This window comes from Algibacter sp. R77976 (genome assembly GCF_044594645.1).
Lineage (GTDB): Bacteria > Bacteroidota > Bacteroidia > Flavobacteriales > Flavobacteriaceae > Algibacter_B.
This window is the reverse complement of the sequence record NZ_CP138989.1, coordinates 17,370-39,936: the sequence shown is the minus strand read 5'-3', so window position 1 is coordinate 39,936 and position 22,567 is coordinate 17,370. Positions and strand designations below refer to the sequence as shown.

The window sequence follows — 22,567 nt, the reverse complement described above, 5'->3', positions numbered from 1 at the left end:
TCCTTTTTTAACTATTAAGAAAGGGCTTTGTGTTTTTCAGCTTAAAACCCTACTAATAAACTTTTGTTTAGCCAAATCATCATCGCCGCACAACCACTGAATTACATTATCTTCCCAGATGGCGTCATATTCTTGTTCGTTGATAATATTGCGTTCAATTGCTAAATCTAATAACTTTCCTGGATAAGAAGATTGAGGTTCACTTTCCATTTCACCTAAAGGATAAGGGTCATCAAGTCCCATAATAACTTGTTTAGAACCATGATTTCTAATTAGTAATTCTAAACCACCTGTATCATGTACTAAGGTGTCAAAAAATATGTTTTTATGCCCTACGGCTTTTCTTGGGTGGTGTTTGCCTTCAAATAAATCTGGTCTGCCATCAAAACCTTGAATACGACGTCCTAAATTAATTTGTGCTAACTGCCCGCCATGCGCAAAACAAGTTCGCATATTCGGGAATTTGTCTTGATAACCGTTCAATGTTAAAAAATGATAGGCATCACCACATTGCGCCAACATCCATATTAAATGAAAACGCCAAGAAGTGTTTTCTAATTTGATAAATTTTTCGCCATCATATGGGTGGATTTCAACTGCTAGGTTGTATTTGTCTGCCAATTCAAAAATAGGTTCATTCTCTTCATCAAAAATACAACGCCAAGTGCCAATAGTATCCATATAATGTGTAGGCAAACAAAGTAATTGCATGCCAAGCGTTTCAACACAACGCTCAATTTCCCAACAAGCGCTTCTTATAAAAGCAGGATGCACAACAAAGCCACAGGTAAATTTACTAGGGTTGTCACGCTGAATTTTAGCGTTAAAATCATTTTGAAAACGCAAGGCTTTTTTCATCTCCTCAACGCGTAAACCATTACCATATAATTGCGATAAATTTAAAACAACAGCATGGTCCAGCTTGTTGCGTTCCATCCATTCTAATTTTTCATCTAAGAAAAAGCTAGAGTCGGTTACAGGACGCTTCCAACCTTTTTGAAGCATGAATTTCCGGTCTTTATCCACCCAAAAAATACCTTTTTCACGCATAAATTCAGGTATTTCTTCTGGGTAAGGTAATAAGTGTGAATGACCGTTAATTCTAAGTTTACGTTTCATTTTTTAATCCTGAGAGGTCAGGAATCTTTAAAGTTATATTTAATCTATTTGTACTTTTTTTGGTGGTTGCATCACTTCCCCACAATTTGGGCAGCTTCGCTTGTCCTTATCGTTATAATATTTATCAAATATTTTTGGCATATCCGTTTCAATATTATCTAATGTAAAATCTTCTTCATACAATTTAGTTACACAGTTTTCGCAAAACCAAAGTAATGCATCACGGACACCTTCAGGGCGTTTATATTCTATAACTAACCCAACAGTATTTGCGCCACGTTTTGGAGAATGCGGCACTTTAGGCGGTAATAAATAAATATCACCTTCCTTAATATGCACATCTTTTGGCGTCCCTTTATCAATGATTTTTAAAACAATATCGCCTTCAACTTGATAGAAAAATTCGGGAGTTTCGTTATAATGATAATCTTTTCTATTGTTCGGGCCACCAACAACCATCACAATAAAATCAGCATCTTTCCAAACAACTTTATTGCCAACTGGTGGTTTTAAAAGGTGTCTATTTTCTTCAATCCAAGCTTTAAAATTTAAAGGTGATGTTAGGTTACTCATGGTATAAGTCCCTCTTAATCCCGATTTTATCGAGAAACTCAAATCGGGAAATTGAGTTGGTTTTAAATGTATAATTATAGTTTAAAGATAAAAAACATCTAATGATTACACTAATTTATCTAGCCATTAAGTCTGTTTTTTTAGAAGGCTTTTTTATTGTAACCCAGGAATTCTATCGTTTTCTAAAATAGCTTCGGTTTCTTGTTTTACTTTTTCTAAAATGGCTTTTAAGTTTCCGTTTACATCTATCTCACCATTAGTAAGCATATTCAAAATAGCTTTATCTTGAGCGCGTCCTCTTAACATAGCTTCTCTATAACCTATATTTTCATTAAAAGTAACTAATGAGTATTTTGATGAATAGTCATTTGGAAATTCCTTTTCTAAAGCCATTTCTAATTTACGCTTTTGCTTAAAAACCACTTGGTTTACATGGCCTTTCATTTCATGAAAGTTATCAATAGCTAAATTTGCAATAGCGTCTGTATCTTTTTTTCTTGTATTTTCATAAGTTTTGAAAGTCGCTTCCCAATCATTTAATTCTTGGTCTAAAACTTTATCAAATTCAACAACATCTTCAAAAGAAGCATTCATTCCTTGGCCATAAAACGGAACAATGGCATGTGCTGCATCACCCATTAAAACCGTATTACCTTTGTAATGCCAAGGCGAACATTTTATAGTACCTAAATTTGCTGTAGGGTTTTCGAAAAAATCTTTAACGAGATTAGGCATTATAGCTAATGCATCTGGGAATTCTTCGGTAAAAAATTCTAGAACGCGTGTTTCGGTTGTTAAGTTATTAAAGTTGTATTTGCCTTCATCATAACTTAAAAAAAGTGTTACTGTAAAACTGCCATCTAAATTTGGTAAGGCTATAAGCATATAACTACCGCGAGGCCAAATATGAAGCGTATTTTTATGCGTTTTATAATCGCCATTAGGTTTAGGTAAAATACTCAGTTCTTTATAACCATGTGTTAGGTAAGCTTGCGAAAAACTGAATAAAAACTTCTTACCTAAGTAATAGCTTTTTCTCATAGCCGAACCTGCACCATCAGTAGCAATTATAACATCGGCATCTTCAATAAACTCAGCTTTTGTATGGTAATCTTTAAAAAGCGCCGTAGTGTTTTCAAAATCTACAGATTTACATTTTTTATTAAAGTGTATACTAACATTTTCGTGTTTTTCAGCTTCATCTAGAAGCAAAGCGTTTAAATCGCCACGAGATATCGAATTGATGAATTCATGGTCTCTACCGCTGTAATTAGATTGAAACGTATTACCATGTTTATCATGAATCATGCGTCCGTGCATAGGTATGCAAAGTGCTTTAACTTTATCTTCTAAACCAACCAATTTCATGGCTTTATTGCCGCGATTTGAGAAGGCTAAGTTTATAGATCGACCAGCGGAGATATCTACTTTGCGTAAATCTGGACGCTTTTCGTAAACCGAAACATTATAGCCTCTTTGCCCTAAGCGTAAAGCTAAAAGCGAACCGCATAACCCTGCGCCTATAATTAATATGTTTTGAGCCTCTCCTAAATCCTCTCCAAAGGAGAGGACTTTTTTGGTCTGTTTTTTCATTTATTTTGTTTTAATCCGTCTCAGTTCCCTCTCTTATGGAGAGGGTTAGGGAGAGGCTAATATTTTTTTCAATTTTTCAACCAATCTAAACACCTCTTCAAAAGAATTGTAAAGCGGAACAGGTGCACAGCGAATAACATCTGGTTCTCTCCAATCACTAATAATTCCAGCTTCGGTTAATTTATTATGTAATGCCTTATCAGCATTTTTTACTTGTATTGATAATTGACAACCGCGTTCTTTTAGATTACTTGGTGTTATAATTTTTATAGTGTCTTCTCCCAATTGTTTTAGCAAGAACTCGAAATATCCGGTTAGTTTTCTAGACTTAGCAATGAGTTTCTCCATACCAACTTCATGAAACATATCTAACGAGGCTTTAATTGCAGCCATAGATAAAATAGGCGGGTTACTTAATTGCCAGCCTTCGGCTCCCGGCATTTGGTCGAACTCGTCACGCATTTTAAAACGTGTCTGTTTATTATGGCTCCACCATCCTGTAAAACGGTTTAAATCTTTTCTGTTTGCATGACGCTCATGCACAAAACAACCTCCTAAACTGCCTGGGCCCGAGTTTAAATATTTGTACGTACACCAAACGGCAAAATCTGCTCCAGAATCATGGAGGTTTAATGGCACATTTCCAGCACCATGAGCACAATCAAAACCAACATTGCAGCCATGTTTATGTCCTAAATTTGTAATGCGTTTTAAATCAAAAAACTGACCGGTGTAATAATTAACACCACCAATCATAATAAGGGCAATCTCATCGCCTTGTTCTTCTAGAATGGTTTCCAAATCTTCGTAGTTTAAAAGTTCTTCTCCTTTTCTAGGTTTCCAAAGTATTAAGCCGTCTTTATCATCATAACCATGATGGCGAAGTTGCGATTCTACAGCATATTTATCAGATGGAAACGCATCACTTTCAATAAGTATTTTGTAACGTGTTTTTGTTGGTTTATAAAATGAAACCATCATAAAATGAAGGTTAGCCGTAAGCGTATTCATGACAATAACCTCAATAGGTTTTGCACCTACAACTTTAGCCATACTTTCGGTTAAAAACTCATGATACCGTAACCAAGGGTTTTTAGCTTCAAAATGTCCTTCTACACCTAAGTTTTTCCAATCTTCCAGTTCTTGATTTACATAACTTTTAGTTTCTTTGGGTTGTAAGCCAAGGGAATTTCCGGTCATGTAAATCCAATCACTTCCTTGTTTGTTTTTAGGAATATGAAACTGATTTCGGTACGTTTTTAATTCGTCATTTTTGTCTTGTAGTAAAGCGTATTCAAGACCTAATTTGTAATCGGACAAAGTGTTTTCGTTTTAGGTTTCTAACAAAAATAAGAATTATAAAGTTAGAAATGAACAGCAAAATTAATTTGAATTAAAAGGAAAAGCGCTTCAACCATTGATTGAAGCGCTTTAATATATATAGGCGCATTACGCGGAAAAATATACTTTATATACGCCTTTCGTCGTAGTTAAGATGTTTTACTTACACAAAAAACCAAATAATTATTAATTTTATTTAATTTTTATATCAGTAAAATTTAAATTCCAGTCACCTTCTGCCTTTTTATGGTCTAAAGCTATTTTAATGCCGCTAAATTCTTGGTAGTTTTCAAAAGTATTTATTAGTCCTGCTTTTGGTTTATTACCTTTTCTAAAGGCCCATTCTTTAATCAAATAATTTTTATCAAAATAGATATCATAGGCATCACCTGGTGTGTAGCCACCTTCATTAGTATAAGTAAGGGTAATTTTATTTAGTTGTGTTTTACTTATTGGTGCTATTGCTTTTGTGGCCTCAGAAATAGTTGTGCCTTCATCCCAAATTAATTGAAAAGGTATGAGCAGCCAAAACTTGTCGTTAATAAATGCTCTGTCTGTTTTAATAGAAGAGCTATCAATAGTTTTTCTATTATAATGTATCGTGTCTTGTTTGGTAATTAGCGTTACATCTTGCGTTTTAGGTTTCCAAACCCAACTTCTTTTTTCAAAAAATGTAAAAGACACTTCCGAAACGTTTTTCCAGCTTTTAAATCCATGGGCATTTGCTATTTTTTTTGCTACACTAATTTCCGCTGTAGGTGTTGCTTTTTCTATTTTTTGTTTACAAGAAAAGCAAAGACTAACTAAGCTAAGGACTAATAGTAAATTTTTCATAATTTAGATTTTTTACAAAGATACCGATTGAAGATGACTAGCAACAATAAATATTTCGATACGAACAAAGCAACATGGAACGAAAAAGTAAAAATTCATGCTAAAAGCGATATGTATGATTTAGAAGTTTTTAAAAAAGGAAAATCGTCTTTAATGCCTTATGAGTTAGAAGCTTTAGGTGATGTTTCTGGGAAGTCACTATTGCATTTGCAATGTCATTTTGGGCAAGATACCTTGAGTTGGAGTAGGAAGGGAGCCAAATGTACAGGTATAGATTTAAGTGATGAAGGCATTAAACTAGCTAAAAATTTAAATAATGAATTAAAGCTTGACGCCGAATTTGTTTGCTGTAATGTTTTGGATACTTCGGAATTTGTAAAGGATAAGTTTGATATTGTTTATACAACTTACGGTGTGATAGGTTGGTTGCCAGATTTAAAACCTTGGGGAAAAATGATTGCTGAACGTTTAAAAAAAGGTGGTATATTTTTTATGGCAGAATTTCACCCAATAGTTTGGATGTTTGATTATTTGGATAATAAACCCATTATGAAATACGGTTACATGCAAGATGAGGTGATTTTTGAAGAATATGAAGGTACTTATGCTAACCAAGATTCAAAAATGATAAGTAAAGAGTATGGTTGGAACCATGGTTTAAGTGAAGTGATAAACGCTTTAACTGAAGCTGGGTTGCATATTGAATATTTAAAAGAGTTTGATGAAAGTCCTTATGATGTTTTACCAGATTTAGTTAAAACGGAATCTGATATGTACGTTACTAAAGATAAATTGTATCCTCTTATTTTTACTTTGAAGGCTGTGAAATTGTAAACAAAGTTGCTTTTAATAAATATTTATCAAGCTAATATAACCTGAAAAATCTAGGAAATAAGTTGAAATATTTATTTTAATGACTTTCTTTTTTCAATAATCCCTTAGGAAACTTAGCTTTAAATCTATTTAACCTAGGAATCGATACATTTTTAATATACGGGTGGTTCGGGTGTAGTTTTTCGTAATCTTGATGATAATCTTCGGCTATCCAGAATTGTTGAAATGGATAGACTTCGGCAGCGATTTTAACACCTAATTTTTCAGCTAGAGCAGCTTTTTTTTCTAAAATGATTTGTTTTTGTTCTTCATTCTGATAAAAAATAATAGAACGGTATTGCGAACCTTTGTCGTTTCCTTGTCCGTTTACTTGGGTGACGTTTTGCGATGCGAAATAGACATCTACTAAAGTTTCAAAACTCACTATTTTTGGGTCGTAAATAATTTCTACAGCTTCGGCGTGTCCTGTTTTGCCTGTGTTACTTGAACTGTAGGTCGGGTTTTTTGTGTGTCCGCCAGAATAGCCCGAAATAGACTCATCTACACCTTTAACGCTTTCGTAAATGGCTTCTACACACCAAAAACATCCGCTTGCGAAATAAGCTTTTGCTTTTCCATTTTTTATTTTTACTTCAACGGGCTCTGAGTTTATTACGGCTTCTTGAGCTTTTTTTGATTGTGCTGAGTTTTGGCAACTAAAAAATAGGGCTATTGCCAGTATAGGAATGATATTTTTCATGTTTTTTCTTTATTTAGACGTATAAAGGTATGAAACCTTAATTGGATTTATTCTAAATTTCATTGTTTAATGCTTTGAATAGATTTGGGTGTTGACTTTTTTAAAAGTATTTCGAACTGCGACTGTCATTGCCGACTGAATACTGCCAACTGCAAACTAAAGGTTAGGGATTGAAGTGGAAAGCCCACAGCCCGACATAGGAGGAGCGAGGACTTGTAACGGAAAGCCCGACCGCCTGCCCTGAGCGTAGACGAAGGGTGCGGTAACGCCCAAATTATTAAGCATAAAAAAAGCCTTCAAAAAATTGAAGGCTTTAAATATTTATTTGAAAATGGATTATAGTTTAGAAAACATTTTTTCCATTTTTACTTTTTGTTCTTCTGCTAATTCTGCATCAACTAAAATACGTCCACTATGCTCGTCTGTAATTACTTTTTTACGAGAAGCAATTTCAACTTGAACTTGTGGTGGAATAGTAAAGAAAGATCCGCCAGCAGCACCTCTCTCGATTGGTACAACTGCTAAACCATTTTTTACATTGGTTCTGATTCTTGTATAAGCAGCAACTAAACGTTCTTCGATTTGCTTTTTGTAATCTTCAGATTTACCTAATAAAGCTTGTTCTTCTTTTTCAGTTTCAGCCAAAATAGCATCTAATTCACCTTTTTTGTGCTTTAAGTGATTTTCACGTTCTTTTAAACGCTCTTTAGTTTCAGCAATCACTTCTTTTTTCTGCTCTATTTGTGCTTTGAATTCTTTAATGTGCTTTTCTGCTAATTCAATTTCTAATTCTTGAAACTCAACTTCTTTAGTAAGTGAATTGAATTCTCTGTTATTTCTAACATTTTTTTGTTGCTCAGCATATTTCTTCATCAAAGCTTTAGATTCTTCAATAGAGTTTTTCTTTGCTGTAATATCGTTGTCTACTGTTTCTAAATTAGAAACCAATTTTTCTAATCTAATATTTAATCCAGCAACTTCATCTTCTAAATCACGAACTTCTAGAGGAAGTTCTCCACGAACATTTCTAATTTCATCTATGCGAGAATCTATGAGTTGTAAATCATATAAAGCTCTTAAACGCTCTTCTACAGTTACTTCTTTCTTTTTAGCCATACTTTATAAATACTTAACAGGATTGGTATTTGTCTTTGATAAAATGATTGCAAAATTAGTAATTTTTTTTGTAAGATATGCAACTAAAAGATTTTTTGTGAATTGCTCACTTTCATAATGCCCAATATCTGCTAAAATGATGCTGCTTTCGGCTGTAAAAAAGTCGTGGTATTTTAAATCGGCAGTCACAAAAACATCGGCGCCATTGGCTTTAGCAGCTTGAATAGCAAAACTTCCAGATCCGCCCAATACGGCCACTTTTATTATTTTTTTATTTAATAATGAAGAATGCCTGATACAAGTGGTATTCATCTTAGTTTTTAGGTGATTTAAAAAGTTGGTTTCATCCATAGGTTCGGCAAATTCACCTATCATGCCTATACCAATATTTTGGTTTTTGTTTTCTATGGTTGTAATTTCATAGGCAACTTCTTCATAAGAATGTGTTTTGAATAATGCTTTTAAAACCTGAGATTCTATATGTTTGGCATAAGTTATGGTAATTTTTGTTTCTTCTTCTGTGTGTGTTTCTCCTTTTATGCCTTTTGTAGGATTTGAATCTTGATTGCCTTTATAAGTGCCGTTACCTTCTACATTAAAGCTGCAGTTTGAATAATTACCTATACTACCTGCACCTGCTTTAAATAAAGCGGTTCTTAAAGCTTCGGCTTCATTTTTAGGTACATAAGTGGTTAGCTTTTTTATGGTTTCGCTTTGAGGGATTAGAATACGTTTATTTGTGAGTTCTAACTGATTACAAATCATGTCGTTAACACCTTGCAAGGCATTATCTAGCGCTGTGTGCATGCTGAAAATTGAAATATCGTGCTTTATGGCTTTCATGACCACGCGCTCTACGTAATTTTTGCCTGTTAGCTTTTTTAAGCCTTTAAAAATAATAGGGTGGAAGCTAACTATAAGGTTGCAATTTGTTTCAATAGCTTCGTCAACAACGGCTTCAAGCGTATCTAGAGTCACTAATACACCTGTTATTTTTTGGTTTTTGTCGCCCACTAATAAGCCTACATTATCAAAATCTTCAGCGTATGCTAACGGGGCAAGTTCTTCTAAATGATTTATAACGTCTTGTACAATCATATTATTTGTGTTTAAATTCAAAGATAAAATAATTACATTCGCTTAAATGAACTTAATTAGAAAAATATTATTCCCAATTGTTCCAATTTATTATTTGGTAACCTGGTTGCGTAATAAGTTATATGATTTAGGAATAAAAAAATCTGTGTATTATAACTTTCCAATTATTTGTGTAGGTAACTTAAGTGCTGGTGGTACTGGGAAAACACCAATGATTGAATATTTAATTCGTCTTTTAAAGGAGGATTATAAAGTAGCCACGCTAAGCAGAGGTTATAAACGTAAAACGGAAGGTTATCAATTGGCTGATAAAAATGCTAATGCTGAAACTATTGGAGATGAACCTTTTCAGTTTTATTCTAAATTTAAAAATGAGATCCTTGTTGCTGTTGATTCTGATAGGAGAAATGGTATAAATAAATTGCAACAAGAACATCCAGAGGTTATTCTATTGGATGATGCTTTCCAACATAGAAAAGTAAAAGCAGGCTTTAATATTGTATTAACCACTTATGCTAATCCGTATTTTAAAGATTTGGTTTTGCCTACTGGAGATTTAAGAGAACCTAGAAGTGGTGCCAAACGCGCAAATATTATTGTAGTTACTAAATGCCCAAATGACTTATCTGAAAACGAAAAAGCAGGTTTTATAAAATCTATAGACCCTGAAAACCATCAGCATGTGTTTTTTAGTTCTATAGCCTATTCTGAAACACTATTTTCTGATGGTGAGACCATAAATATGAGTGATTTAAAGCCTTTTACATTAGTTACGGGAATAGCGAACGCAGCACCATTGGTTAGCTTTTTAAAAACTAAAGACTTAAAGTTTGAGCATTTAAATTTTAAAGATCATCATGATTTTACAAAAGAGGACTTATTAGTTTTTGAACAAAAAGAGTTGATTGTTACTACAGAAAAAGACTTTATGAGATTAAAACAATACGATGCTTTAAAGGATAAACTCTATTTTTTACCAATTACGGTAAAAATAGATGATGAATTAACGTTGAATAAGGTTGTTAAAAATTACGTTAAGCGCTAGTTGGTGTATCTTTTTTTCCAGCCAATGCGTTATATAATTTTTTCTCAAACTCTTCTTGCTTGAATGGTTTCGGGATAATATCTGTAAACCCAGCTTCGTCAAACTCGTGCATTTTATCTTCAATTGTTACAGCCGTAAGAGCAAAAATAGTGAGTTCTTTGTCAAAAGCTCTCACGCGTTTAGTAGCTTCCATACCACTTATGCCTGGCATATGAATATCCATTAAAATAATGTTATAATCGTTAGCTTTTATCATTTCAACAGCTTCTTCACCATTATCAACAATATCACATTTAAGTTCCATTTTAGTTAAAATCTTTTTGGTAATCATTTGGTTGATTTTATTGTCTTCAACCACCAAAATTTTAACTTTAGATAAATCTAATTCGCTTTCATTACCATCAAAATATGTAACTTTATTTTCTTCAGCTTCTTTAATGTTGGTTTGTTCTAAAGGGATTTCAAAATAGAATGTGGTTCCTTTTTCTAATTCACTTTTTACGTAAATTTTTCCTTTTAAAATATCTATTAATCCTTTTACAATAGAAAGACCTAGGCCAGTACCTCCATATTTACGGTTTATTTGAATAGAACCTTGAGAGAAGCTTTCGAACATATGGTCTTGTTTCTCTTGGCTAATACCAATACCATTATCTTCTACTTCAAAACGTAAAGTGAATATTTTGCCTTCTTCCTCAATTTTATAAACACGAATCCAAATATCTCCATCTTTGGTAAATTTAATAGAGTTACCAATTAGATTAATAAGTATTTGTGATATTTTTAATTGGTCTGCAATAAAGTTTTCAGGTAAATCTTTATCGTATTCAAAGTGAATTTTTATCTTATTATCTAGAGCAGAATTATTAAGTGCTAAAATAATATTCTTTATTTTCTTTTTTAGACTGAAAGACTCAGGCTCAATATCGACTTTATTTGCTTCAATTTTATTTATTTGAAGGATATCGTTAATGAACGTTAACAAATAATCACCAGAAAATTTAAGCGATTTTAAATGTTGTACTTGTTCTGGTCTTGGGTTTTCGTCTAATAGCATATTACTTAAGCCTGTAACAGCATAGAGTGGTGTTCTTAACTCATGAGTTACTGTCGACAAGAAGTTTGCTTTAGTTTTTGATGCTAATTCGGCCTTTTCTTTAGCAATAATAAGTTCTCCATTTTTTTTATGAAGCATATTATTTGTCTTTAGCCTAATGTTGTTGTTCTTGTAAAGAGATAAAGTTAAAAGCGATAAAATAGTGATTAATGCAACACTTAAAATTGAAATTAATGTATTTAAGCTTTTATCATCTTCTGCTTTTTCTAATTGTTGAACAACTTCTTTGTTTTTCTCGATTTCTTGATCTAGTTTAAATTGAGTTTCTTCATCTCTTGAAGAATTTATTCTAGTTAAACCTCTTATAGAATCTGATAGTTGTAAGTGTTCTTGTAAATAGTCTCTAGATAATTTATGGTTTTCTAAATTACTATATAGTTGACTTATAATTAAATAACCTTCGTTGGTTATGTTGGTGAAGTTATTTGCTTTTGCTATTTGAATACCTTCTAAGGCAAATTCTAAAGCTTTTTCATTATTGCTTAATTTTGAATAAATTTTGGCATGATTTATTAAGGCTTCACTTTGTATTTTATAATAATCGTACTTTTTAGCCATAGCTAGAGACTGCTCAATAATATCTCTTGCTTTTTTGTAATTTTTTAACGCTGCATAAGTTTGACCTTCGCGTAATAAGGTTTCTGCTAAGTCTTCATTTAACTCTTCTTCTTGAAATTTAGATTTGGCAGCTGTATAAGAATCTAATGCAGAGTAATAATCTTTTTTAGACAGGTACACATCACCAAATGTTTTGTATGAATTACCTAAGTTAAAATTATCATTAATAATACGTTGTATCGCAATAGCTTTATTTAAAGACTTTATTGATTTATCTTCTTCTTCAAGAATAAGTTCTAAACGCCCTTTTATTGCATAAATAATTCCAAGACTTTTTTTGTTATCTGCATTTTCGGCTAGACTTAAAGCTTCATTTAAACTTTTTTTAGCTTTATAATAATTGTAGTTTTCTAACTCCTTTCGCGATTCTTCAATGTGATAGTTAATACTGTTTTGAACTAATTCAGGATCATCTTCAATAGCTTTTTGGGCAAAAGAAGTAATGCTGAAAAGCACAAACACAATGAGTATGTAGTTTTTTAAATGGGGCATTTTTAGATTGTATTGCGGACAAATATAATTATTTTACCGATAAAAGACACTTTTTTACCGATAAATTACACATTAGATCAATAATTCTTTGTGAATAGCCAGTTTCATTATCATACCATCCTATAATTTTTACCATATTCCCAATAACCGATGTCATTTGTGAATCGAAAATACAAGAATGAGTGTTTCCAACTATATCTATTGAAACGATTGGATCTTCAGTATATTCTAAAATACCTTGTAAATTAGTATCTGATGCTTTTTTAAACGCATTATTAATCTCTTTTATAGAAACTGTCTGTTTTACATTAAAAGTAATATCTGTTAAAGATCCATTTATAACAGGTACTCTTATGCCACAACCACCAATAACATCAGATAGTTCTGGAAAAATTTTAGTAAGTGCTTTTGCTGCTCCGGTAGTTGTAGGAACTATAGATTGGCTGGCAGCTCTAGACCTGCGTAAATCTCGATGTGGTTGGTCGTGTAAACTCTGGTCGGTTGTATAGGAGTGTACCGTTGTAATATATGCTTGGTTAATGCCACATAAATTATTAATAATGCTAATCATAGGCGCCGCATTATTTGTTGTACACGATGCATTAGAAATAATTGTTTCATTTCCATCAATACTATCATCATTTGTACCTAATACTATCGTTTTAATATCATCTTCTAAAGGCGGAACACTTAAAATAACTTTTTTTGCGCCATTTTTAATATGGTACTGTAGGTCTGAAGTTGTTTTAAATTTTCCTGTAGATTCAATAACAAAATCGACATTTAAGGGAATCCAAATAATATCTTTTGGATGTTTTTTATTTAAAAGCGGAATGTTTTTGTTATTAACAATAATATTATTTTCGTTATGAGATATGTCCCCATTAAAACCACCATGTACACTATCGTATTTTAGCAAATGGCTTAACGTTTTAGCATCTGCCAAATCGTTTATTGCAACAACCTGTATGTTTTCGTAATTTTCTAATAATCTAAAAACACGTCTGCCTATTCTACCAAATCCATTGATAGCTACATTAATCATAATTAATTTATGTGTTTTTGGGCTTTGTAAGATGATCTTACTAAGGCGCTACTTTCAACATGACGAAACCCTAATTCCAATCCAATATCTTCGTATTCTTTAAATTGATCTGGATTTATAAATTGTTGTACTGGTAAGTGTTTTTTACTTGGTTGAAGGTATTGCCCAATAGTAACCACATCAACGTCATTATTTTTTAAGTCATGAAGCGTTTCAATAACTTCCTCTCTGGTTTCGCCTAAGCCTAGCATAATCCCAGATTTTGTACGCCGTTGTCCTTGTTGTTTTAAGTATTTTAAAACGCCCATACTACGGTCGTATTGTGCCTGTATTCTAACATCGCGTGTTAATCTACGCACCGTTTCAATATTATGAGACACCACTTCTGGAGCCACATCAATAATTCTATCAATATGTTTTTCTATGCCCTGAAAATCAGGTATAAGTGTTTCAAGCGTTGTTTCAGGATTCATTCTCCTAACAGCTTTTACTGTTTCGGCCCACATAATGCTTCCCATATCCTTTAAATCATCTCTATCAACACTTGTTAAAACAGCATGTTTAATTTTCATCAGTTTTATAGAGCGGCCAACTTTTTCCGGTTCATCCCAATCTACACTTTCTGGACGCCCCGTTTTTACACCGCAAAAACCACAAGAGCGCGTACATATATTACCAAGAATCATAAAAGTTGCAGTACCTTCTCCCCAACATTCTCCCATATTCGGGCAACTTCCAGAAGTACATATTGTATTTAAACTGTATTTATCAACTAAACCTCTAAGTTCTGTGTATTTTTTTCCAGTTGGAAGTTTAACACGAAGCCATTTTGGTTTTGCTTGGCGTTTAGGTAAAATATTTGAAGTAGTTTCGGTGTTCATAATCTCTAAAATATAGATTGCAAAGATACGAAGTATTCTTTTAAATATACATCCAATGTAGTAGCTTAAAACCTAAGTTAATTCTTTTTTAATTGGCGCTTGCCTGCCGTCTGGCAGGTTACCACAAGGGTCGGGTTTTCATTGCAAGTCCGTGCTCGTACCTAGCTGTGGGCTATCCATTACAATTCCTAACGCGGGGATAAGTGCTTACTTTTTTCTAATAATTTCGGCTAGTAGTTTTTTTGCTCTAAGTAATTTCACCTTTATATTACTCATTGGTTCCTTTAGTTCTTCTGAAATTTCTTTATAACTAAGCTCTTGAAAGTATCGCAGGTTTATAACCTCTTGATAATGAGGTTTTAGTTTTTTAATATCACGGAGTAATTTTGCTAAATGCTGTTCTGTAATTAATTTATCTTCAGCAGATGGTGTTTCATCTAAAACTTGAAAAATATCTCTATCATCTTTTGAGATGACTTGAGTAATAGAATTTTTTTCTTTTCTTAATAAATCAATATGAATGTTCTTTGAAATGGTTATTAACCAAGTTTTAAAAGCGTATTTTTCATCAAAAGAGTTAATCTTATCAAACGCCTTAGAGAATGTCTGTATCGTAATGTCTTCAGCGTCATTTTCATTATGAGTGCGTTTCAATTGAAAACCATAAACATTATCCCAAAAGGTATCTAATAAAAAATTAAATGCTTTTTGGTCGTTTTTTTTAGCGCGCAAAATGGCTTCCTCTATTTCCAATGGTTAGGTTTTGAGATAAGATTATTTATAAAGATAGTTAATTGAGAAATAATTAAAAAGATTTCAATGAAAGGAAATAAAATCAATAAGTCTGTTTCGCCAAGTTTTTTTGACGAAATCCCAATAATGATATATTGTAGTACAATCCTAAATAGAAATACACCTAAAATAATTTTCCAGTTGAATAATGTTGTAAATAATATTAATGAAAATAGCCAAAATAATAAATTTGATATAAATAAAAGAGCCAGTAGTACTTTATGCTTTTTTTTGTAATGTTTAGCTGTTGAAACATGACGTCTTTTTTGTTTAAACCAAGCTGCAAAAGTAGTTTTTGGTATAGATTCTGTAAAGCTATTTTTAGAAAAACAAATTGCTGTATTTTTTTGAGTTGCTATTTGGTTTATAAATAAATCGTCATCTCCAGATCGTATTTTAATATGGTTAATAAACCCATTGGCATCAAAAAACTCTTTTTTTGTGTAGGCTAAATTTCTTCCAACTCCCATATAGGGTAAACCAAATTTGGTAAATGAAAAATAAGTTACTGCTGTAATTAGTGTTTCAAAACGAATAAGTTTATTTAAAAACGAGTTTTTAATTTTAGAATATGAGCCATAACCTAAAACTATAGATTTTTTATTGTTAAAATGACTGCTCATCTCTTTTATCCAATGCTTAGATACAGGCTTACAATCTGCATCGGTAAATAAAAGGTAGTCGTTTTTTGCAGCTTTTATACCAAGTGTTAAAGCGTATTTCTTATTTCCCCAAAAGGCTTCAATGTTTTTAACATCAACCACTTTTATATTACTATGTAATTTTGAGAAATAATGAATAACTTCTAGAGTGTCATCATTTGATGAGTCATTTATAAGTACAATTTCAAAATCTGGATAATCTTGATCTAAAATAGAAGGAATAAAAGTTTTTAAGTTTTCAGCTTCATTTTTAGCACAAATAATAACAGAAACGGCAATGTTTTTTTGAGTAACATGTGTGGGTTTTAAGAAAGCAAACCTTCCAAATATAAATACATAAAAAAAAGCTTGAATAATAACTACGGTTATAAAACCGTAGAGCACAAAATCAAGAACCCCCATGTATTACTTTGAGTGTTGAGGTTCGTTACAATCACTAAATTGATCAGGAGTTTTGCCGCAAAAACCACAAGACTCTCCCTCTTTGTTTAACATTGGGTTCTGGCTTGCACAAGTTCCAGCAAACTTACCGTCTTTTTTTGCCCAAATTTTAATGGCAATTCCAGCTATTCCTAATCCTAAAAGTACAATGGTTATTAAAAAAAGTTTCATTGAGAGTTGTATTGTTTATGCAAAGATAAGATTTTAGTTCATAAATTTTAAAAGAAACCTTTTAGTATGCGTTTGTGACTATTTTTGCTTTTAGTGTCTTATTATTAAATGTTTACACATTTATAATTACTAACTAATTTAAAATTTTATAATCATGAAAAAATTATTTGCAGAGTTTTTTGGAACTTTTTGGCTTGTTTTTGGAGGTTGTGGTAGTGCTGTTTTTGCTGCTGGGTATCCAGATTTGGGAATTGGCTTTGTAGGCGTGGCACTAGCCTTTGGTCTTACCGTTTTAACCATGGCATATGCTGTTGGACATATTTCAGGTGGTCATTTTAATCCGGCAGTTTCTCTAGGTTTATGGGCTGGTGGAAAGTTTGAAGCTAAAGATTTAGTAGGTTATATTGTTGCACAATTAGTTGGTGCAATTGCAGCGGCAGGTGCTTTATATTTAATACTAACTAATAAATCTGATTTTGTTACTATTGGAGGTTTTGCAGCTAATGGATATGGTGATTTATCACCAGATGGCTATTCCATGACTGCAGCATTAATAGCAGAGTTTTTGTTAACTATGTTTTTCTTGTTAATTATATTAGGGAGCACAAATGCTAGAGCTCCTAAAGGGTTTGCACCAATTGCTATTGGTTTAGGATTAACTTTAATACATTTAATTAGTATTCCAATCACCAATACATCCGTTAACCCTGCGCGTTCTACAAGTCAAGCTTTATTTGCTGGAGGTGAGTTTACAGGACAATTATGGCTGTTTTGGGTAGCTCCTATTGCAGGTGCCATAGTTGCTGGGTTTATCCACAAAGCATTATTTGACAAAGAATAGATAGAATAATTTTAGAATTTTTCTTATAAAGAGAAGCCTCATTTTATTTAAAAAATGAGGCTTCATTATTTACAGTAAATTGTAACCTATTGTAAACTAATTTGTGCTACTGAGTTTTTTGTTGATGCAATAGTATTTCCGCCTTTAGGCTCTATAGTAATACTTAATGCAAGAGCATCTTCCATATAAGGTATATTTCTAAGCTGTCTGTCTGCTTTGTCTAAAATACCTAGGTTAACCATTTTACCTTGCAATTCCGCCCATATTTGGTAACATTGCTCTTCTGGTAATTCTGGTAAAGACACCACATCAATCATAGATGTTTTTTCTTTAGGATTAATATATGCAACAGTTTTTAAATCTTTTGCACGCTCATTTCCTTTTATTATATACTTTTCAGTTTCAGGATTATTAAGCTTTAAAAGTTGTCGCATAACTTTATCTAGCATGGCGTTGTTTTGTGCAATATCACTCCTTAAATCATCAATTTCGGCATCAACTATAATGGTGTCGTTTTGCAATTTTTTATTTTGATTGTAAAAATAAGCAGAAGAACCTGCAAAAATCAAAGCAGCGACACTTGCAGCAATACTAAATTTATACCATTTCTTATATCTTTTAGGGGCATTTAATTTAACAACTGGAGCATCATCTAGTTCTTCTAAAATAGTATTTAAAATGCTTTTTGGTGCTTCAACAGCGCTCGCCTTTGCAACCACTTCTAGGTTGTGTTGCATCGTGTTGTACTCGTTTTCTATTTCTGGGTATCTTGAAATGTAAGACTCCACCATTTCTGTTTCTTCAGAAGTAGTTTCACCTAGTAGATATTTGTCTAATAGGCCAGAACTTAAAAAAGTATTTATTTTCTCATTCATGACTTTGTTTGTTGAGGGTCGTAAATTTTTTTCAATTCACGTAATCCAATTTTTAATCTTGATTTTATTGTTCCTAATGGAATTTCTAATTCATCGCTAGCTTCTTGCTGCGTCATGCCCTCAAAAAAGAGTGCATTAATTACTATTTGATATTTTTCATCTAAGCTGCTTAAATGCTTTTTTATATCTAAAACATCCTGGTTTAATGCGTTGGATGTTACTTTATATACGGATGAAGTTTCCATTTGGACTTCATTATCCTTTTTCTTTTTTTGAGACCTTATCTTATCAATAGCTGTGTTGTAAGCAATTCTATAAAGCCAAGTGAATAATTTAGCTTTAGTGGGATCGTATTTTTTAGCATAACGCCAAACTTTCACAAAAGTTTCTTGCAATACATCTTGAGCCGCATCATCATCAGCAATTACTTTTTTTATGACACCAAAAAGAGAGTCAGCATAGTTCTCATAAAGCAAACTAATAGCTTTTTTATCGCTATTTTTTAATAAAGAAATTATTTGCTTTTCTATAGGTGAAATCAAGATAGGTTAGTTTTTATAATGTCGTTTAGTTAGTAATTGTATTTATCAAAGTTAGAGATTTCTTTTAGAAAAAAGTTTAATTAATTGCTTATTTATAAGATGTTTACTTCAGTTTCTATAGAAATATCAAAAAGGCGATTAACCGTTTTTTGAATTAATTTAGATAGATTTAGTATGTCTAGACCTTTAGCATTACCATAATTAACAAGTACTAAGGCTTGATTTTTATGTACACCATAATTACCAAATTGTTTCCCTTTAAATCCTGCTTTTTCAATAAGCCAACCCGCTGGAACTTTTACTTCATTTTCTGAAATTGGATAGCTTGGAATGTCCTTAAAGTTTTCCGTAAGTATATTAAATTGCTTTTTTGATATTACTGGATTTTTAAAAAAACTTCCGCTATTTCCTATTTCTTTTGGGTTAGGTAATTTACTCTCTCGAATACTAATAACTGCTTTAGAAACATCTTGAATGGTTGGAGAGGTTACTTGCATTAATTCTAATTGAGAAGTAATGGCACCGTAATTAATATATAATTTATGATTGTTTTTAGTGAGTTTAAAATTAACACTAGTAATTATAAACTTATTTTTAGCTTCTTTTTTAAAAATTGAGTTTCTATAACCAAAATTACAATCTGATTTTTTAAATGATTGAAATGTTTTTGTCTTAAAAGATAATGCTTCACAAGATTCAAAAGAATCTTTTAGCTCAACACCATAAGCGCCTATGTTTTGAATAGGAGCAGTACCTACATTTCCTGGTATTAAAGATAAGTTTTCAATTCCGCCAAAATCATTGTTAATACACCAAAGCACAAACTCATGCCAGTTTTCTCCAGCATTAGCCTTAACGATAACAGTATCATCATCTTCAGAAATAATTTCTATTCCTTTAAAGTTAATGTGAATTACTAGTCCATCAAAATCTTTAGTTAAAAGCATGTTGCTACCACCTCCTAATACAAGCTTTTCTGGAAATTCTTTTAATGATATAATCTGTTTTAAATCGTTAATATTACTAACCGAAACAAAATGTTTTGCAGTAACATCAATACCAAATGTATTGTATGGTTTTAAAGATATGTTATTTTGAATGTGCACTAGTCTTTATAAACTTTTAAGGCTTCTTTTAAAATATGTACAGCTTTTACTAAGCTTTCTTTATTAAGTACGTAAGCAATTCTAATTTGGTTTAGACCTATACCTGGAGTAGAATAGAATCCGGCAGCAGGGGCTACCATAATAGTCTCATTGTCAATACTAAAGTCTTCTAAAAGCCATTGTGCAAATTTGTCAGTATTTTTTACTGGTAATTCTACAATACAGTAAAAAGCACCTTTAGGTTTGGCAACTTTAATACCTTCAATTTTTTGTAATTCAGCAATTAATATATTTCTTCTGCCTACATATTCATCAACGACATCATCAAAATAACTTTGTGGAGTATCTAAAGCTGCTTCGCTTGCTATTTGTGCATAAGTTGGCGGGCTTAACCTAGCTTGAGCAAATTTAAGAAATGTTTCTCTAACGAGTTTATTTTTAGTAACTAAGCAGCCAACACGTGCACCACACATGCTATAGCGCTTAGAAACGGAGTCTATAATTACAGCATGTTCATCAATATTATTTTCTTGCATGATAGAATGGTGTTTTTCTCCATCATAAACAAACTCTCTGTAAACTTCATCAGCAACTAAAAACAAATCGTGCTTAACAGCCATCGCTGCAAGTTGTTCAATTTCTTCTTTTGAATATAAGTAACCTGTAGGGTTTCCTGGGTTACATATTAAAATAGCTTTTGTTTTCGGTGTTATTAGTTTTTCAAATGCTTTAACAGAAGGAAGTGCAAAGTTATCATCAATATCACAAACAGCAGGAACAACTTTAACACCAGAAGCTCTTGAAAACGCTAAGTAGTTGGCATAAAAAGGTTCAGAAATAATAACTTCATCACCCGGATCCATTGTACTACTAAATAAAAAAATTAGTGCTTCGCTTGCTCCAGTTGTAACTATAATGTCTTCATAAGTAACCTCAATACCATGGCTGTTGTAATACTTAGCTAATTTTTTTCTATAAGTGTCTGAACCTTCAGATCTTGAATATGATAATATTTCAATATCATTCTGCTTTACAGCATTTAATGCAATTTCTGGAGTTTTTACATCTGGTTGCCCTATATTTAAATAATAGATGCTTTTTCCTTTTTCAATGGCTTGTTCTGCAAAAGGAACAAGTTTTCGAATTGGAGAAGCAGGCATATCTTGGCCTTTTTTAGATATTGTTGGCATTATTAAGTGTTTAAGTTACAAAGTTGAGGAAATTATCTTAAAGTTTTTTTAAATTAATCTATTAAATAATTATACTAAACTAAAGAATTGTAAATTGATTGTTTAATTAATGGCTTTAAACAAAATGAAAAAATGGTTTGTTTTATTGTTGATTTCTACATGTTTAGGGCTTTCAAGCTTTTCTCAAGATAAATTTATCATTCAAAACAACAAACAAACAGAGAAAATAAAATTTAAGTTAATTAATAATTTAATTGTTTTTCCTGTTGAAATTAACGGAGTTACACTTTCGTTTTTGTTAGATACGGGAGTAAGTAAACCTATAATATTTAATTTTCTGCATGTTTCTGATACTTTATTAACCAAAAATACGGAGACTATTTACTTAAAAGGATTAGGTGGTGGTGAACCTGTTAAAGCCTTAAAGTCTACGCAGAACATATTTAAAATTGGGGATGCTGTTAAGATAGATCAAGATTTATACGCCATATTTAATAATGATCTAAATTTAGCGCCTAGATTAGGAATTCCTGTTCATGGTATTATTGGTTTAGATGTATTTAAAGATTTGATAGTTGAAATTAATTATTCCAAAGGGTTTTTAAAATTATCAAACCCAGAAAGTTATAAATATAAGAGATGCAGAAAATGCGAACAATTAAATTTAGAGTTTTATAACGGTAAGCCTTATGTAAATGCTAAAGTTGAAATAGAAAACAAAAAAATACCCGTAAAATTATTGATTGATACGGGAGGTAGTGATGCATTGTGGTTATTCGAGGATGATTCTTTAGGTATAAAATCTAGCGAAAAATTTTTTTATGATTTTCTTGGTCATGGCCTAGCAGGAAGTGTTTACGGGAAAAGGTCTAAAGTTCGAAGTTTTCAATTTAATAGTTTTGTTTTAAAAAATGCTAATGTCGCTTTTCCTAATGCCGAAAATGTATTCTCTGCTACTCAAATAAAAGATAGAAATGGTAGTGTTTCTGGAAATATATTAAAGCGTTTCAATATTATTTTTAACTACAAAAAAGCATCAATGATTATTTCTAAAAATAATAAGTTTCGAAATAGTTTTAGCTATAATAAAAGTGGTATCGAGTTAGCTCATAATGGTTTTAGGGTTTTAAGAGAAATAAAGAATAACTCAGTAAAAGTTAATGCAACTACAGAGGCAAGTAATGATAATATAATTAAAACAAATCACTATAAAATATCTTTAAAGCCTGCTTACGCTATAGTTGAGCTAAGAGAAGGTTCTCCTGCAGCAGAGGCAGGTTTTAAGACGGGAGATGTAGTATTAAGTATTAACGGTAAGTCAAGCCATGAATTTACGCTTCATCAAGTTATGCAAATGTTTTATGCCGATCATGGAAAAAGAATAAGGTTGCGGATAGATAGAGACGGAGAAATATTAAATTTAAGCTTTAATTTACAGAAACTATTCTAAATAAAAAGGCTTGAACATTTGTTCAAGCCTTTTTATTTAGAATGTAAAACAA

The 22,567-nt window shown here is 31.9% G+C and carries 22 protein-coding genes; 4 read left to right on the top strand and 18 right to left on the bottom strand.

Annotation, left to right across the window (positions count from 1 at the left end; all coding sequences use genetic code 11):
- Nucleotides 1–36: 36 nt before the first annotated feature.
- From SJY43_RS00175 to SJY43_RS00155, 5 genes are all read right to left on the bottom strand, one after another.
- Nucleotides 37–1,119 (bottom strand): amidohydrolase family protein, encoded by a 1,083-nt coding sequence (locus tag SJY43_RS00175; protein WP_396601840.1) that lies wholly within the window; start codon nt 1,117–1,119, stop codon nt 37–39.
- 39 nt (nt 1,120–1,158) lie between these two features.
- Nucleotides 1,159–1,692: a 3-hydroxyanthranilate 3,4-dioxygenase gene (locus tag SJY43_RS00170; RefSeq protein WP_396603428.1), complete on the bottom strand. Its 534-nt coding sequence runs from the start codon at nt 1,690–1,692 to the stop codon at nt 1,159–1,161.
- A gap of 153 nt (nt 1,693–1,845) precedes the next feature.
- Nucleotides 1,846–3,285 carry an FAD-dependent oxidoreductase gene (locus SJY43_RS00165; protein ID WP_396601839.1) on the bottom strand — a complete coding sequence of 480 codons (1,440 nt, stop codon included), beginning with the start codon at nt 3,283–3,285 and terminating at the stop codon, nt 1,846–1,848.
- A 45-nt stretch (nt 3,286–3,330) separates the two neighbouring features.
- On the bottom strand, nt 3,331–4,605 hold the full coding sequence (kynU, locus tag SJY43_RS00160; RefSeq protein ID WP_396601838.1) for a kynureninase: 1,275 nt from the start codon (nt 4,603–4,605) through the stop codon (nt 3,331–3,333).
- Nucleotides 4,606–4,818: 213 nt separating this feature from the next.
- Nucleotides 4,819–5,460 carry a hypothetical protein gene (locus tag SJY43_RS00155; RefSeq protein ID WP_396601837.1) on the bottom strand — a complete coding sequence of 214 codons (642 nt, stop codon included), beginning with the start codon at nt 5,458–5,460 and terminating at the stop codon, nt 4,819–4,821.
- Nucleotides 5,461–5,493: 33 nt separating this feature from the next.
- On the opposite strand from SJY43_RS00155, the gene SJY43_RS00150 reads away from it, so the two are divergent.
- On the top strand, nt 5,494–6,294 hold the full coding sequence (locus tag SJY43_RS00150) for a class I SAM-dependent methyltransferase (protein ID WP_396601836.1): 801 nt from the start codon (nt 5,494–5,496) through the stop codon (nt 6,292–6,294).
- A 76-nt stretch (nt 6,295–6,370) separates the two neighbouring features.
- On the opposite strand, the gene msrA is transcribed toward SJY43_RS00150, so the two are convergent.
- From msrA to SJY43_RS00135, 3 genes are all read right to left on the bottom strand, one after another.
- Entirely contained in the window at nt 6,371–7,033 is a 663-nt protein-coding gene (msrA, locus tag SJY43_RS00145) for a peptide-methionine (S)-S-oxide reductase MsrA (protein ID WP_396601835.1), read from the bottom strand.
- A gap of 336 nt (nt 7,034–7,369) precedes the next feature.
- The gene (locus SJY43_RS00140) at nt 7,370–8,149 is read right to left on the bottom strand and encodes a zinc ribbon domain-containing protein (RefSeq protein ID WP_396601834.1); all 780 of its coding nucleotides are present in this window, start codon (nt 8,147–8,149) and stop codon (nt 7,370–7,372) included.
- Nucleotides 8,150–8,152: 3 nt separating this feature from the next.
- Complete coding sequence (locus tag SJY43_RS00135) at nt 8,153–9,247, bottom strand: Nif3-like dinuclear metal center hexameric protein (RefSeq protein ID WP_396601833.1); 1,095 nt, start codon at nt 9,245–9,247, stop codon at nt 8,153–8,155.
- Between the two features lie 46 nt (nt 9,248–9,293).
- On the opposite strand from SJY43_RS00135, the gene lpxK reads away from it, so the two are divergent.
- Nucleotides 9,294–10,292, top strand: a complete 999-nt coding sequence (lpxK, locus tag SJY43_RS00130; RefSeq protein WP_396601832.1) for a tetraacyldisaccharide 4'-kinase — start codon at nt 9,294–9,296, stop codon at nt 10,290–10,292.
- Here lpxK and SJY43_RS00125 read toward each other — a convergent pair.
- The 6 genes from SJY43_RS00125 to SJY43_RS00100 all read right to left on the bottom strand — a co-directional run bounded on the left by SJY43_RS00125 (nt 10,282) and on the right by SJY43_RS00100 (nt 16,511).
- Nucleotides 10,282–12,519, bottom strand: a complete 2,238-nt coding sequence (locus SJY43_RS00125; protein ID WP_396601831.1) for an ATP-binding protein — start codon at nt 12,517–12,519, stop codon at nt 10,282–10,284. The genes lpxK and SJY43_RS00125 overlap by 11 nt on opposite strands.
- A 28-nt stretch (nt 12,520–12,547) precedes the next feature.
- On the bottom strand, nt 12,548–13,564 hold the full coding sequence (gap, locus tag SJY43_RS00120; protein WP_396601830.1) for a type I glyceraldehyde-3-phosphate dehydrogenase: 1,017 nt from the start codon (nt 13,562–13,564) through the stop codon (nt 12,548–12,550).
- A gap of 2 nt (nt 13,565–13,566) precedes the next feature.
- Entirely contained in the window at nt 13,567–14,445 is an 879-nt protein-coding gene (gene lipA, locus SJY43_RS00115) for a lipoyl synthase (protein ID WP_396601829.1), read from the bottom strand.
- A 207-nt stretch (nt 14,446–14,652) separates the two neighbouring features.
- Entirely contained in the window at nt 14,653–15,198 is a 546-nt protein-coding gene (locus SJY43_RS00110; protein WP_396601828.1) for an RNA polymerase sigma factor, read from the bottom strand.
- On the bottom strand, nt 15,189–16,301 hold the full coding sequence (locus SJY43_RS00105) for a glycosyltransferase (protein WP_396601827.1): 1,113 nt from the start codon (nt 16,299–16,301) through the stop codon (nt 15,189–15,191). The genes SJY43_RS00110 and SJY43_RS00105 overlap by 10 nt, the downstream gene beginning before the upstream one ends.
- Nucleotides 16,302–16,304: 3 nt before the next feature.
- Entirely contained in the window at nt 16,305–16,511 is a 207-nt protein-coding gene (locus SJY43_RS00100; RefSeq protein WP_396601826.1) for a membrane or secreted protein, read from the bottom strand.
- 154 nt (nt 16,512–16,665) lie between these two features.
- On the opposite strand from SJY43_RS00100, the gene aqpZ reads away from it, so the two are divergent.
- On the top strand, nt 16,666–17,352 hold the full coding sequence (gene aqpZ, locus SJY43_RS00095) for an aquaporin Z (RefSeq protein ID WP_396601825.1): 687 nt from the start codon (nt 16,666–16,668) through the stop codon (nt 17,350–17,352).
- Between the two features lie 86 nt (nt 17,353–17,438).
- Here aqpZ and SJY43_RS00090 read toward each other — a convergent pair whose 3' ends face one another.
- The 4 genes from SJY43_RS00090 to SJY43_RS00075 form a co-directional block, all read right to left on the bottom strand.
- On the bottom strand, nt 17,439–18,227 hold the full coding sequence (locus SJY43_RS00090) for an anti-sigma factor domain-containing protein (protein ID WP_396601824.1): 789 nt from the start codon (nt 18,225–18,227) through the stop codon (nt 17,439–17,441).
- Nucleotides 18,224–18,769, bottom strand: coding sequence for an RNA polymerase sigma factor (locus SJY43_RS00085; RefSeq protein WP_396601823.1), 546 nt, complete (start codon nt 18,767–18,769; stop codon nt 18,224–18,226). The genes SJY43_RS00090 and SJY43_RS00085 overlap by 4 nt, the downstream gene beginning before the upstream one ends.
- A gap of 92 nt (nt 18,770–18,861) precedes the next feature.
- The gene (gene murB / locus SJY43_RS00080; protein ID WP_396601822.1) at nt 18,862–19,875 is read right to left on the bottom strand and encodes a UDP-N-acetylmuramate dehydrogenase; all 1,014 of its coding nucleotides are present in this window, start codon (nt 19,873–19,875) and stop codon (nt 18,862–18,864) included.
- Nucleotides 19,875–21,065 carry a pyridoxal phosphate-dependent aminotransferase gene (locus tag SJY43_RS00075; protein WP_396601821.1) on the bottom strand — a complete coding sequence of 397 codons (1,191 nt, stop codon included), beginning with the start codon at nt 21,063–21,065 and terminating at the stop codon, nt 19,875–19,877. Before SJY43_RS00075 ends, murB begins: the two co-directional genes overlap by 1 nt.
- A gap of 109 nt (nt 21,066–21,174) precedes the next feature.
- Between SJY43_RS00075 and SJY43_RS00070 the strand changes: the two genes are divergently transcribed.
- Nucleotides 21,175–22,515, top strand: a complete 1,341-nt coding sequence (locus SJY43_RS00070; RefSeq protein WP_396601820.1) for an aspartyl protease family protein — start codon at nt 21,175–21,177, stop codon at nt 22,513–22,515.
- The last annotated feature ends 52 nt before the right edge of the window (nt 22,516–22,567 follow it).

What these genes read in the sequence shown, in the direction of transcription:
- SJY43_RS00100 (WP_396601826.1), bottom strand. Translation starts at nt 16,511, where the DNA reads ATGAAACTTTTTTTAATAACCATTGTACTTTTAGGATTAGGAATAGCT.
- SJY43_RS00070 (WP_396601820.1), top strand. Translation starts at nt 21,175, where the DNA reads ATGGCTTTAAACAAAATGAAAAAATGGTTTGTTTTATTGTTGATTTCT.
- aqpZ (WP_396601825.1), top strand. Translation starts at nt 16,666, where the DNA reads ATGAAAAAATTATTTGCAGAGTTTTTTGGAACTTTTTGGCTTGTTTTT.
- SJY43_RS00125 (WP_396601831.1), bottom strand. Translation starts at nt 12,519, where the DNA reads ATGCCCCATTTAAAAAACTACATACTCATTGTGTTTGTGCTTTTCAGC.
- gap (WP_396601830.1), bottom strand. Translation starts at nt 13,564, where the DNA reads ATGATTAATGTAGCTATCAATGGATTTGGTAGAATAGGCAGACGTGTT.
- msrA (WP_396601835.1), bottom strand. Translation starts at nt 7,033, where the DNA reads ATGAAAAATATCATTCCTATACTGGCAATAGCCCTATTTTTTAGTTGC.
- SJY43_RS00135 (WP_396601833.1), bottom strand. Translation starts at nt 9,247, where the DNA reads ATGATTGTACAAGACGTTATAAATCATTTAGAAGAACTTGCCCCGTTA.
- lpxK (WP_396601832.1), top strand. Translation starts at nt 9,294, where the DNA reads ATGAACTTAATTAGAAAAATATTATTCCCAATTGTTCCAATTTATTAT.
- SJY43_RS00165 (WP_396601839.1), bottom strand. Translation starts at nt 3,285, where the DNA reads ATGAAAAAACAGACCAAAAAAGTCCTCTCCTTTGGAGAGGATTTAGGA.
- SJY43_RS00150 (WP_396601836.1), top strand. Translation starts at nt 5,494, where the DNA reads ATGACTAGCAACAATAAATATTTCGATACGAACAAAGCAACATGGAAC.
- SJY43_RS00090 (WP_396601824.1), bottom strand. Translation starts at nt 18,227, where the DNA reads ATGAATGAGAAAATAAATACTTTTTTAAGTTCTGGCCTATTAGACAAA.
- SJY43_RS00155 (WP_396601837.1), bottom strand. Translation starts at nt 5,460, where the DNA reads ATGAAAAATTTACTATTAGTCCTTAGCTTAGTTAGTCTTTGCTTTTCT.
- SJY43_RS00175 (WP_396601840.1), bottom strand. Translation starts at nt 1,119, where the DNA reads ATGAAACGTAAACTTAGAATTAACGGTCATTCACACTTATTACCTTAC.
- lipA (WP_396601829.1), bottom strand. Translation starts at nt 14,445, where the DNA reads ATGAACACCGAAACTACTTCAAATATTTTACCTAAACGCCAAGCAAAA.
- SJY43_RS00105 (WP_396601827.1), bottom strand. Translation starts at nt 16,301, where the DNA reads ATGGGGGTTCTTGATTTTGTGCTCTACGGTTTTATAACCGTAGTTATT.
- SJY43_RS00170 (WP_396603428.1), bottom strand. Translation starts at nt 1,692, where the DNA reads ATGAGTAACCTAACATCACCTTTAAATTTTAAAGCTTGGATTGAAGAA.
- SJY43_RS00075 (WP_396601821.1), bottom strand. Translation starts at nt 21,065, where the DNA reads ATGCCAACAATATCTAAAAAAGGCCAAGATATGCCTGCTTCTCCAATT.
- SJY43_RS00140 (WP_396601834.1), bottom strand. Translation starts at nt 8,149, where the DNA reads ATGGCTAAAAAGAAAGAAGTAACTGTAGAAGAGCGTTTAAGAGCTTTA.